The 12,803-nt window shown below is 39.8% G+C and carries 11 protein-coding genes and 1 tRNA gene; 8 read left to right on the top strand and 4 right to left on the bottom strand.

The features are described from left to right. Positions 1-118: 118 nt before the first annotated feature. Both pgk and gap read right to left on the bottom strand, forming a co-directional pair. Positions 119-1,309: a phosphoglycerate kinase gene (gene pgk, locus LPB86_RS09290; RefSeq protein ID WP_230642695.1), complete on the bottom strand. Its 1,191-nt coding sequence runs from the start codon at positions 1,307-1,309 to the stop codon at positions 119-121. A gap of 18 nt (positions 1,310-1,327) precedes the next feature. Continuing rightward, the gene (gap, locus tag LPB86_RS09285; protein WP_230642692.1) at positions 1,328-2,332 is read right to left on the bottom strand and encodes a type I glyceraldehyde-3-phosphate dehydrogenase; all 1,005 of its coding nucleotides are present in this window, start codon (positions 2,330-2,332) and stop codon (positions 1,328-1,330) included. Positions 2,333-2,929: 597 nt separating this feature from the next. Here gap and LPB86_RS09280 point away from each other — a divergent pair. The 4 genes from LPB86_RS09280 (at position 2,930) to LPB86_RS09265 (ending at position 8,557) form a co-directional block, all read left to right on the top strand. Then, on the top strand, positions 2,930-3,106 hold the full coding sequence (locus LPB86_RS09280) for a histone H1 (protein WP_230642689.1): 177 nt from the start codon (positions 2,930-2,932) through the stop codon (positions 3,104-3,106). A gap of 225 nt (positions 3,107-3,331) precedes the next feature. Beyond that, positions 3,332-5,740, top strand: a complete 2,409-nt coding sequence (locus tag LPB86_RS09275) for a TonB-dependent receptor (protein WP_230642686.1) — start codon at positions 3,332-3,334, stop codon at positions 5,738-5,740. Between the two features lie 71 nt (positions 5,741-5,811). After that, a complete protein-coding gene (locus tag LPB86_RS09270) occupies positions 5,812-7,335 on the top strand; it encodes a PepSY domain-containing protein (protein WP_230642683.1) in 1,524 nt (507 codons plus the stop codon). Positions 7,336-7,363: 28 nt separating this feature from the next. Then, a complete protein-coding gene (locus tag LPB86_RS09265; RefSeq protein WP_230642680.1) occupies positions 7,364-8,557 on the top strand; it encodes an aspartate aminotransferase family protein in 1,194 nt (397 codons plus the stop codon). A gap of 10 nt (positions 8,558-8,567) precedes the next feature. Here the strand turns inward: LPB86_RS09265 and LPB86_RS09260 are convergent, their stop codons facing one another. Next, positions 8,568-9,374, bottom strand: coding sequence for a hypothetical protein (locus tag LPB86_RS09260; RefSeq protein ID WP_230642678.1), 807 nt, complete (start codon positions 9,372-9,374; stop codon positions 8,568-8,570). 218 nt (positions 9,375-9,592) lie between these two features. Between LPB86_RS09260 and LPB86_RS09255 the strand changes: the two genes are divergently transcribed. The 4 genes from LPB86_RS09255 (at position 9,593) to obgE (ending at position 11,894) form a co-directional block, all read left to right on the top strand. After that, positions 9,593-10,057, top strand: coding sequence for a redoxin domain-containing protein (locus tag LPB86_RS09255; RefSeq protein ID WP_230642675.1), 465 nt, complete (start codon positions 9,593-9,595; stop codon positions 10,055-10,057). Between the two features lie 119 nt (positions 10,058-10,176). After that, positions 10,177-10,250: transfer RNA gene (locus tag LPB86_RS09250), tRNA-Arg, on the top strand. 64 nt (positions 10,251-10,314) lie between these two features. Continuing rightward, positions 10,315-10,884: an adenylate kinase gene (locus LPB86_RS09245; RefSeq protein WP_230642673.1), complete on the top strand. Its 570-nt coding sequence runs from the start codon at positions 10,315-10,317 to the stop codon at positions 10,882-10,884. Between the two features lie 8 nt (positions 10,885-10,892). Then, positions 10,893-11,894 carry a GTPase ObgE gene (gene obgE / locus LPB86_RS09240; RefSeq protein WP_230642670.1) on the top strand — a complete coding sequence of 334 codons (1,002 nt, stop codon included), beginning with the start codon at positions 10,893-10,895 and terminating at the stop codon, positions 11,892-11,894. Here obgE and LPB86_RS09235 read toward each other — a convergent pair. Further along, positions 11,878-12,792, bottom strand: coding sequence for an SDR family oxidoreductase (locus LPB86_RS09235; RefSeq protein WP_230642667.1), 915 nt, complete (start codon positions 12,790-12,792; stop codon positions 11,878-11,880). The genes obgE and LPB86_RS09235 overlap by 17 nt on opposite strands. Positions 12,793-12,803 lie beyond the last annotated feature (11 nt).

The raw sequence follows: 12,803 nt of genomic DNA, 5'->3' as shown, positions 1-12,803 counted from the left end.
AGGGAAAAAAGTGCATTTTTGATAGTAAAAACAACGATTTAAAAGTGGTAAAAAAAATCAGGCATCCCTAAAACAAGGATGCCTGACTCAAAAAAATTATAAATTATCTGAAGTTCAGCTAAGAATTAACTGCCTTTACACCAGGTAACTCCTTACCTTCCATGTATTCCAGCAATGCACCGCCACCTGTAGATACGTAACTTACTTCATCTTCCAAACCAAATTTGGCAATTGCAGCAGCAGAATCTCCGCCACCGATTAATGAGAAAGCCCCGGCAGCCGTTGCTGCAACCACTGCATCTGCAACAGCGCGTGTTCCATGCTCAAAGTTCGCCATTTCAAAAACACCCATTGGACCATTCCAAAGCAAAGTTTTAGAGTTAGCAATGACATCAGAGAAAAGTTTAATGGTTTTAGGACCAATATCCAGACCCATCCAATCTGCCGGAATGGTTCCTGTATCTACCACATCTTTTTGTGCCTCGTTATCAAACTTATCAGCAATAACGGTATCTACTGGTAAAATTAAATTTACGCCTTTAGATTTGGCTTTCTCCAGCAATTCAAGACAAAGCTCCATACGATCAGCCTCTAATAAAGAAGTACCGATTTCGCCACCCTGTGCTTTAGCAAAAGTATAAGCCATTCCACCACCAATAATCAGGTTATCTACTTTATCCAGCAAACTTTCAATCAATAAAATTTTATCAGAAACTTTAGCTCCACCCATAATGGCTGTAAAAGGTTTTACTGCACCGTGGTTTACCTTCTCTGCATTTTTCAATTCTTCGGCCATCAAGTAACCGAAGTATTTATTATCTGGGAAAAACTGAGCAATAACTGCTGTAGAGGCATGTGCACGATGCGCAGTACCAAATGCGTCATTTACATATACATTACCAAGTTTAGCTAGTTTCTCTGCAAAAGCCACATCGCCTTTTTCCTCTTCTGGATAAAAACGAAGGTTTTCTAAAAGCAATACATCACCAGGCAACAAATTTGCAGCTTTTTTAACCGCCTCAGCACCAATGCAATCGTCTGCAAACTTAACTTCCAGATCCAGCATCCGCGATAGATCACCTAAAATGTGTTTTAAAGAATATTTATCTTCCGGACCGCCTTTAGGACGACCCAAATGAGACATCAACACCACAGCACCACCATCGTTTAAAATTTTGGTGATTGTTGGCAAAGCTGCACGCATCCTTTTATCATCAGTAATGTTAAAGCTCTTATCCAAAGGCACGTTAAAATCTACCCTGATGAGCGCTTTCTTATCTTTAAAATTGCATTGATCTATTGTATTCATATCCTTTTTTCTATTCTATTAGTTATGTACAGCACCAAATATAGCTATTTTCTCCACCACGTTCACTAGTCTGGCAGAATAACCAGATTCGTTATCATACCAGCCCACTACTTTCACGAGATCACCAACAATGGATGTAAGCAGGCTGTCGAAAATACAGGAATGCGGGTTATCTAGAATATCTACGGATACAATTGGATCTGCAGTATATTCTAAAATATTACTCATATTGGTTTCAGAAGCATTTTTAAACGCTTTATTAATCTCCTCGATAGTGGTTTCTTTCTTAAGAATGCAGGTAAAATCAGTTAAAGAGCCGTTCAATACCGGAACGCGGATTCCTGCCCCCCCAAGTTTACCATCCAGGTGCGGAAAGATATGTGTAATGGCTTTTGCCGCTCCCGTACTTGTAGGAATAATAGAAGCCGAGGCAGCCCTTGCCCTGCGTAAATCTTTATGTGGTGCATCGTGAAGGCTCTGGTCGCCAGTCATAGAATGTATGGTTGTAATGTAACCATCCAGAATTCCCCAATTGTCATCAAGGATTTTTACCATTGGCGCTACATTATTGGTGGTACAGGAAGCATTGGATAAGATCGGAGAAGAAAGATCTATGATATCATCATTGACGCCCAATACCACCATTGGAATATCATGATCTGCCGAAGGCGCGGAAATGAGCACCTGCCCCGCCCCTGCTTTTAAGTGTTTTTCAGCTCCTTTCCTGCTGGTATATTTACCTGTAGCTTCGAGTACAAGATCAATATTTAATGCCGCCCATGGTAATTCTTCAGGATTCGGAACAGATAAGACCCGGATCTTATTACCGTTGATGATTAGGGAGTCTGCATCATAAGAAACTGTGCCTTTGAAACCCCTGTGTACGGTATCATACTTAAACAGATGAGCCAATGTAGCGGGATCTGTTAAGTCATTTATAGCTACAATATGAAGTCCTTTTTCAAGCGCAGTACGCAAAAAAATACGGCCAATTCTACCAAAACCATTAATTGCAATATTCATTCTGCAAAAATACCCAATTGCATGCAATAATTAGACATTACACGGAAAGACTAAGATAAGTCAAAGGTAAATTCGAAGGTAACCGGAAGATTGCATCGCATTTCATATGGAATTTCTTCGGCATTTCTTCGGTTAGAGTCGAGCAAACACCGATGATACTACGCTCAAACTACGCTTAAAGAGCAGTAAAACCTTCGACTTACCTCCGGGTTTCTCCGGGGTTACTCCAAGGATTTCTAGAAAGACCGTAGATAGATACAACACTATATTTGCAGGGAGGTTATTATTAAGGAACACGTATAGAGCTCGTATAGACCTCGTATAGAGCTCGTATAGAACAGGTAAAAATAACGTGTTTGATGCGCTCGTTTTCCGACTGCTATTTGGTTGCCACACTTTTATGTTCCGTGAAACCTCCCTTCAATTTTAGTGCACGCACCAAAATCTAATCTAGCACACCTTAACACCATATTCTGGCGTAATTGTTGCTCAAAATAAAAATAATATAAAAATGTATACTCAAAAATGCAACATTACTGTTGCAAAATAAGTTAATCCATTTTATATTAGGCAATTATTAATAAAAAACCAAACAACATGGACAAATTTAAGGAATTGAAAGAGCTTGTTGCTGCTGCTGAAGCAGACTTCACAGCTTTTTACACCAAAGGTAACAAGGCTGCAGGAACAAGAGTTAGAGGTGTGATGCAACAGGCTAAAACAATTGCTCAAGACATCAGAACTGAAATCTCTGAAAAGAAAAGCAAAAAGTAACACTTCGGTGTTTTTAGGAAAAGGGCTCCGTTAGGAGCCTTTTTAGTTTGTATATTTTCCGATATGTACATAATTAAATTCACAAACCACACAAACACCTGACAAACAAATCAGTATTTAGAAAAATCATCACTCTATCTATTTAGATTTATTAAAAATAATTTGCTTTTGTAACAGTAATATTATTACTTTGGTGGCAAATTAGATTAAATCCAAATAAGAAAAATGAAAAGAAAACTACTCTGCTTGGTGCTTTGCTGCCTACTGTTCGGGCTCAATTCTTACGCACAACAAAACGGGACAGTAAAGGGCAAAGTACTAACCCTAGACGGCAAACCTGCTGAAAATATTTCTGTACGGATTGTAGGCACTTCTCTGGGGGCTTCGACCAATGAGTACGGAGAGTATAAGATTGGTAATGTAAAACCAGGAACATACACGCTAAAAGCGACGGCTATTGGCTTACAAACACATGAAGAAAGTGTAACTGTAACTGCAAAAGGCACAGCATCAGCAGATTTTACCATCTCTGCGAATTTTGCACAATTGCAGGAGGTGAATGTATCTACTGGTAAAAACAAATTCACAAATAAAAAAAGCCAGTATGTGGCTAAAATGCCCTTAAATAACTTGGAAAACCCTCAGGTATATTCCGTGATCTCCAAAGAATTATTGGCTGACCAAGTAATTACAAGTTATGATGACGCTCTTAAAAATGCACCGGGCTTAAATAAATTATGGTCTTCTACAGGCCGTGGTAGTGATGGTGCTGGTTACTTCTCTTTAAGAGGTTTTGCTGTACAGCCCACCTTGGTTAATGGATTACCTGGATTAACCAATGGAAGCCTGGATGTGTCAAATGTGGAACGAATTGAAGTTGTCAAAGGTCCATCAGGTACTTTATTTGGTAGCTCTGTAGTTTCTTACGGTGGTTTGATTAACACAGTTACTAAACAACCTTTTGCGGTTGCGGCAACAGAAGTGACTTACACGGCAGGAAGTTACGGCTTAAATCGACTTACCGCTGATGTAAATGCACCTTTGGATGCGGAAGGCAAACTATTATTAAGGGTTAATGCAGCTTATACAGATCAAAATAGCTGGCAGGACGCTGGTTTTTCTAAAACCAGATTTTTCGCACCTTCCCTTGCTTACAAACTGAACGATAAAGTTTCATTCTTGCTGAATGCGCAGTTTTTAAGCGCTGAGGGCACCAATCCTACCATGTTATTTTTTAACAGATCTGTAGCCTTAAAAAGCACCAGCCTGGAGCAATTGGGATACAATCCTAATAAATCTTACACCAGTAACGACATCACCATAAAAACTCCTGTTATTTCAGTGCAAGCACAAATGAATTGGAAAATATCTGAGGACTGGAACTCTCAGACCATTGTTTCCAGAGGATCTGCCCAAGCTGATGGTTTTTATTCCTACTTATTTGAATCAGCAACTGCTGGCCCAAACCCTTTAGGAACAGGTATTTTCAATAGGCTGATCAGTGACCAGAATTCTACTACTCAAACAACTGATATTCAACAAAACTTTATCGGCGATTTCTCCATAGGTGGCTTACGCAATCGTGTAGTAGCTGGGTTAGATTATTTTAACCGCACTGTATTAAACAGCAGTTCTGGATATGCTCCTGTTGGTGCTATAACTTTAGGGCCCGCAGGAACGAACACAGGAAACTTAACGCGCCAGGGGGTTGATGCAGCAATTGCTGGCCTTGGTAGCGCAGCAGCTCCAACAAGGATTGCCCAAGATATTTACAGCGCTTATATTTCGGACGTCATTAACTTCACGCCGGAACTTTCCGGTATGGCAAGTGTCCGCATTGACCGTTTTCAAAACAGTGGCTTAAGCAATCCAGCAGCTAGCAAATATGGTCAAACTGCTGTTTCCCCAAAGTTTGGCTTGGTATACCAGGTATTGAAAGATCAACTATCCGTTTTTGGTAATTACATGAACGGATTTAAAAATGCTGCCCCAAGAAATACGGTTATTAGTGGCATTGCAGGAGTAAAAACATTTGATCCGGAGCAAGCTAATCAATGGGAAGCCGGTATTAAAAGTGATTTATTTGACGGCAAGCTATCAGGCTCTTTAAGTTATTATAATATTAAAGTTTCAAATACAATACTAAGCTTATCAGGTACTGCAGACATTGATTTTTCACAAGGTGGTAATCAATACAGTAAAGGTTTTGATGCACAAATCACCGCAAATCCATTTCCTGGTTTTAATATCATAGCTAGTTATACAAAAAACAAAAATAAGTTAACCAATACCGGTACTACAGCAGAAGGCCGAAGATATGTAGGTGCTGGCCCTGAAAATTTAGCAAATGCATGGTTAAGCTACAAAATCATGACAGGCACCGTTAAAGGTCTTGGCTTTGGCTTCGGTGGAAATTATCAGGGTAAAAACATGATTGTAAATGATCGTATAGTAGGTGTATTTACATTACCATCTAATACCGTTTTGAATGCATCGGTTTCTTATGCAACAGGCCCATTCAATTTTGCTCTGAAAGTAAACAATCTAACTGATAAAGATTATTATCAAGGCTGGACTACACTTGAGCCTATGCAACCCAGAACAGTAGCTGGAAGCATCAGTTATAAATTTTAATATTACAAACGTATTAAATTTATACACCAGTTCCGGGAAATCCGGAACTGGTTTTTCAATAAAAACCCAACATGGAACCACACAAAAAACAAAGATCTCTTAAATGGGCCAGGCACCAGAAACGCTGGTTTGGCAAATGGCATTTATACCTGGGATTATTTGCGGGAGTTATCGTTGCTTTTGTGGGCATTACGGGAAGCATCCTGGTTTTTCAAGACGAAATAGATCGTTTGCTTAATCCTGAGTTATTTAATATTACGGCAGCTAAGCAGAAATTACCGGTGGCTGAAGTGGTATCTATTGTAAAACGAGAGCATCCAAAACTCGTCATTAATTACATAGATATTAAAACAACCAATCCTTTTGAAGCTTACGCAGCTTACAATTTTAAAACTGAAGAGGAATACTTCATAAACCCCTATAACGGGGAACTGAGTGGCAAACGTATTCACGAAAGTTCTTTTATACATATTGTAACGGAATTACATCGAACGTTATTGATCCCTGTAGCCGGCAGGTATATTGTAGGCCTTGCCTCTCTTTGTTTACTGATCCTTACTATTTCCGGGTTACGGATGTGGATTCCTAAAAAATGGAACCAGCTTAAATCTTCGCTCTCCGTAAAATTTAGCGGGAGTTTTAAACGCCAAAATTACGACTGGCACAATGTATTGGGCGTTTACTCTTCTCCTGTAGTTTCTATGCTGGCATTAACGGGATTCTGTATTACCTTTTCTACCATTGTGATCCCGTTTTTATTTATCCTAAATGGCAAATCGCCCCAGGGCGTTGCTAAATTGTTAGGTGCAAAATCAATATATCATCAAGGTATTCCCGCCCTACCCCTCGATCAAATTCTGGGCATAGCTAAAAAAACAATTCCCGAAGGACGCGTGGCTGGTATTGCTTTTCCAGCAGATAGCACAGGGAGTTACAGACTGGACATTTTAAGTCCGGATGTGCTTAAAACAGGAAAAAGGGAAATGCTGATTGTAGAACAGTATACTGGAAAAATACTATTAAACAGTCATACTGATTTTCCTAATGTTGGAAATGCTTACCTGAGTTGGCTGACCCCGCTACATTACGGAAGTTTTGGTGGCAGACCAACACAGATTCTTGCGCTAATTGCTGGTTTAATGCCGCTAGTTTTGTTGATCACCGGATTTTTAATTTGGTGGCCCAGGTTTAAAAAACAGAAACGGGGCATAGCGCCAAAAACTCCGCGACCCTTAAGATTAAAGGAAGAGGATATTCCATCTACTTTAACACCGTATTTTATTTTTCATTTAAAAATTGGCTTCAGATATGCTGCGCTGATTTTAGTGATGAGCACTATTATGGCTGGCTTATATGGATTGGCTGCAGGTATTGTGCTACAGCCGATGGTTTTTGCGATCGCATTCAGTACCATCCTGGTCATTATGAACTTTATTTTCGCAGTACTTTTTATGTTATTGAACCTGCTTTTTTTTATACCATTTAAAAAAGGAAAACGCAATGTACTGAAGTATTTTGCCCTCTCACTTTCGTTTTTACTGGTGTACCTCGTGGCGTACATGCTGCTTTTAAATACAGGACTTAACATATTTTAGGTATTTTTGCGGTCTAACAAGATTCCTGATGATTACCAACAAACAGCTCTTTTTGCTTAATACCGCTCAAACTTCCAACAGTCCAAAAATGTTGGAAATAGATTTTGCAGAAGGAATTTACCTGTATGATCAAGACGGAAAAGCATATATAGACCTTGTTTCTGGTTTTGCGGTCAGCAATATCGGACACAGGCATCCTAAAGTTTTGGAGGCTATAAAAGCTCAATTAGACAAATACCTTCACCTAACTGTGTATGGAGAGTATGTACAAACGCCGATGGTCAAATTTGCAGAAAAACTGGTCTCGGTTTTACCTCCGGACTTAAACAATGTCTATTTTGTAAATTCTGGTGCTGAAGCTACGGAGGGGGCGTTAAAACTTGCCAAACGATATACTGGCCGTACAGGTATCATTTCCTTTAACAATGCTTATCATGGTAGTACACATGGTGCATTAAGTGTGATGGGAAATGAATATTACAAACAAGCTTATCGCCCATTATTACCGGAGGTAAGTTTTATAAACTTTAATGAACCTGCCGATTTAGCATTGATTACCGAGCAAACGGCTTGTGTAATCATGGAAACCTTACAGGGTGAAGCGGGAATAAGGGTTGCCTCCACAGCATACATGCTGAAGTTGCGCCAGCGCTGTACTGAAGTAGGCGCATTGCTAATCCTTGATGAAATACAAAACGCTTTTGGACGGACAGGTAAGTTATTTGCTTTTGAACATTATGGCATTGTGCCCGACATTTTATTGCTGGCTAAAGCACTTGGCGGCGGCATGCCAATCGGTGCTTTTATTTCTTCGAAAAAAGTGATGGGCGTGCTTGCAGAAAACCCGATTCTTGGCCACATTACCACTTTTGGAGGGCATCCGGTTTCTTGTAGTGCCGGATTAGCTAGCCTGGAGGTATTACTGGAAGAAAACCTGACCGAGGGGGTAACTAAAAAAGAAATGTTATTCCGCGAACTATTGGTGCACCCACTGATCAAAGAAATTAGAGGAAAGGGATTGATGCTGGGCATACAGCTGGACTCTTTTGAACAGGTTGAAAAAGTAAGCAGTTTATGCAGTGATCAGGGCATCATTATAGATTGGTTTTTACATTGCGAAACCGCCATGCGTATTGCCCCGCCTTTAACGATCAAAGAAGAGGAAATACGTCATGTTTGTGCAGTGATTTTAAATGTGCTGGATCAACTTCATACTCATTAAGACCTATAGTTTATAAATACGTTACCGTAATTTCTTCGGTAAGGCTTCCTTTTTTTACAGTCCCTTTTGTCGGATAATTGTTTTTATCGTATGTCCAGGTTATCGTTGTAGCCGTCTCCTTTGTTCCTGTTACTGACGTTAAATTATTGCCCTGACACAGTAGAAAAAGTTCCGGCAAATGAACAGCTAAGGCGGGTATGTTAAGTACATTTTTAAATATTCCATTTGCATTGTCGTAAGTGTAATTTTGATCATCGGTGACTACCCCACCTGTTTTTGTTTGTTTTAGTACCTGAACAGGCTCTTTTAAATAACTCAATTGTTGTGTACTCAGTAATACATTGGCAAAATTGTAAACGCTAACGCCTGTAAGCTGATTGAGGCTATTGTATTGGAAGCTATAGTTGTTATCTGATTTATAAACATGCTTGTCTTCATTCACGATAAAAATATAGGCAGATTCCGTATTTCCGACTTCGTTCACATTAAAATCCATTTCGGTATACAAATTATCTCCTTCATAAAAGCTGACCAAAAAACCATATATATTGTAACTAAAGTCCAGGCGCTTACCATTTGAGATGTCAATTTTTGAAATACTGGACAGATCTTTTACATATGAAAAAGTATAGGTTACTTTATTGTAAGTGATCGTCTGTGGGAGGTAAGCTTTTTTAGGCTCTTCTTCGGGCTTCTCTTCTTCAACTAACGCTTTCACATCTTCTTCGAGTTCAGCATGATGTTTTTTGCAGCCTTGAGTAAATAACAACGCAATTGTTAACAAAGCCATCGTCCATGTCAATGTACCATTTTCCATAATAAAATTTTAATTTTAAACAATTTAATTAATCAATATTTATTAAAAGGCAATATTAGTAATTTAAGAATAAAATAGCCGTTAATTTTCATCGACTTCCGTAAGTAATAATTATCCACGGCTACAGAAGCCAGGAAGCCAGATTTGGGTTAGAGATTAGACCAGCTAATGACAAAAATTCTAAGTGCACCCTTTATATTTACAAAAAATATAAAACTATGTCTTTACAAGTTGGCGCTAAAGCCCCAGATTTTAAATTGTTCAGTTCTGAACTTAAAGAAGTATCACTGGCAGACTATGCTGGTAAAAAATTGGTAGTTCACTTTTTCCCGATGGCTTTCACTGGTGTTTGCACTGCGCAACTTTGCACCATGAGAGATAGTTTTGGTTACTACCAAGGTATGAATGCCGAAGTTGTTGGCATCTCAGTAGATTCACCGTTTACATTGGCAAAATTCAAGGAAGATCAGGCTTATCAATTCCCGCTGCTATCTGATTTCAACAAGGAAACCTCCCCTGCCTATGGTGCTTTTTATGAGCAATTCGCATTTAATTTGAAAGGCGTGTCTAAAAGAGCGGCTTTTGTACTGGATGAAGAAGGAAAAGTTATCCATGCCGAAGTTTTGGAAGACGCAGGTAACATGCCTGATTTTGATGCAATTAAAAAAGCAATTGAAGCTTAACCATCATTAATAAAAGGTAATGCCAGGAATATTTTCACAATTTTATTGCGAAAATCAATTTCAAGCATTACCTTTGCAATCCGTTAGCGAAACAGTTAGAGCGTTTCAATAACAAACATGCATTTGTAGCTCAATTGGATAGAGCATCTCACTACGGATGAGAAGGTTTGGGGTTCGAATCCCTACAAGTGCACAAACAAAACTAAAAGCCTTGCTGCCGGTGGCGGGAAGGCTTTCACTTTTTAAAGACAAACCAAATGCTTAATTTTGTTCTCTTTGGCCCACCAGGTGCAGGCAAAGGCACCCAATCGCAGAAATTGATTGACCAATATCAATTAATCCACATCTCTACAGGTGATATTTTTAGGGAACACATTAAGAATCAAACCCCGCTTGGTCAACAAGTAAGTGCTTTGATTGCTGATGGACAACTGGTTCCAGACCAAATTACGATTGCAATGCTGGAAGAAGAAGTAGATAGTAATCCGAATGCAAAAGGGTTCATCTTTGACGGTTTTCCACGTACAGTTCCTCAGGCACAAGCACTGGATGAGTTTTTAGAAAGTAAAGGTACAGGTCTTGCGGGCGTAATTGCACTGGATGTAGATCAGGAAGAACTGACCAGAAGAATTGCGCAGCGCCAAAAAGAAACTGGCAGAGTAGATGATCAGGCTGATAAATTGCAAAAACGTATTGAAGAATATTTCAGCAAAACGGTTCATGTATTGCCTTATTATGAAGCACAGCAAAAATTAAGTAAAGTAAACGGCATTGGTAATGTTGATGATATTTTTGCTGAATTGCGTACTGTAATAGATAACTACTAATCCCCTATATGTCGCAAGGTTCCAATTTCGTTGATTATGTCAAAATATGCTGTCGCTCTGGTAAGGGTGGCGCAGGCTCTTCACATTTGCACCGCGATAAAATGACCTCTACGGGTGGCCCTGACGGTGGCGACGGTGGACGTGGTGGTCACATTATACTTAGAGGTAACCCTCAATTTTGGACCTTACTCCACTTAAAATACCGTAAACATATTCTTGCTCCTGACGGCGAGCCAGGCTCCAGCTCTACGAGTACAGGTAAATCAGGTAAGGACGAAATCCTTGAAGTACCTCTTGGCACAATTGCCAAAGATGCCGAAACAGGAGAAACTTTATTTGAAATTACTGCAGAAGGCGAAACTAAGATCCTAACTGCCGGTGGCCGAGGCGGACTAGGTAACTGGCATTTCAAATCCTCTACATTACAAACACCGCGTTTTGCCCAACCAGGAGAAAGCGGAATTGAGCAATGGGTGGTACTCGAACTAAAAGTACTTGCCGATGTTGGTTTGGTAGGATTTCCAAATGCTGGTAAATCTACTTTATTATCTGTGGTTTCTGCTGCTAAGCCAGAAATTGCTGACTATCCATTTACAACTCTTGTACCCAATTTAGGTATTGTTGCTTACCGTGGTGGAAAATCGTTTGTGATGGCTGACATCCCAGGAATTATTGAAGGGGCATCTAAAGGAAAAGGTCTTGGGTACCGTTTTCTACGCCATATTGAACGCAATTCTGTATTGCTTTTTATGGTGCCTGCCGACACAAGCAGAACAATCTCTGAAGAATATGAGATTCTTAAATCTGAATTACAACAGTACAATCCAGAACTGATGCAGAAACCCCATGTACTTGCAGTAACGAAATCCGACATGCTGGATGAAGAACTGCAGGCAGAAATGAAAAAGGACCTGCCTGAAAATATTCCTGCAATCTTCATCTCCTCAGTGGCGCAAAAAGGGCTGAACGAATTGAAAGACATGCTTTGGACAGCTATTGGATCGGATTAATTTCCATTTGTGCTTTTAAAACAGATAATCCTTCCACAAAGCTACGTGGCTGATACCCCAATTCTGTAATTGCTTTATCTAAAATAAACCCAGTACGCAACGGACGTTTGGCGTTTTGGTTCAGACTGTCACTGCTTACTTCATTAATCAGACTTCTATCCAGCTTCCAGAAGTCGGCCACCTGCCCTACCAATTCTGCTATACTCATCATATCCTTACCAGAGGCATTATAAACCCCATAAGCATCCTTTTCTACTGCAAGCAAGCAACAATCGGCCAGGTCTTCAGCCAGTGTGGGCATGCGAAACTGATCGTTCACTACGTTAATAGGCTTTCCTTTTTCAAGGGCCCCTTTTGCCCAAAGTACAATATTGCTCCGGCTCATGTCGTTTACAATTCCATACACCAAAATAGTACGAAGTATAGCCCATTTGATACCAGAAGTCTTAATCAACTCTTCTGCTTTTAATTTTGTTTGCCCATAATAACTCAGAGGATTGGGTGCTGCAAGTTCATCATAAGGTCCATCGGCACCATCAAATATAAAGTCAGTGGATAAATGTACCAGCTGAATGTTGTGCTCGGCACAAATTGCAATTAGGGTAGCCACAGACTCTACATTTAAACAATCGGCCTCTTCGCGATGATCATGAGCGGTATCAACATTGGTCATTGCCGCTGTATGAATGATTGCATCTGGCTTGTACCGTTCAACAACTTCCCTTACGTTTTGAGCATTTAAGATATCCATTTCCGCATATAAGTAACCAGCAACCTGCGGAAACCGGTTTCTACCTTTTGAACTGGCTACTAAGTTAAATTGTTGAGTTTCCAATATCCTTTGTGTTATTTTCTGCCCCAAAAGCCCGTTACTGCCAGTTACTAAAATTGTCTTCATATGCTGCAAAA

Source organism: Pedobacter sp. MC2016-14, assembly GCF_020991475.1.
Lineage (GTDB): Bacteria > Bacteroidota > Bacteroidia > Sphingobacteriales > Sphingobacteriaceae > Pedobacter.
Note: the sequence above shows the minus strand (reverse complement) of the source record. Positions and strands in the feature narration are given on the sequence as shown.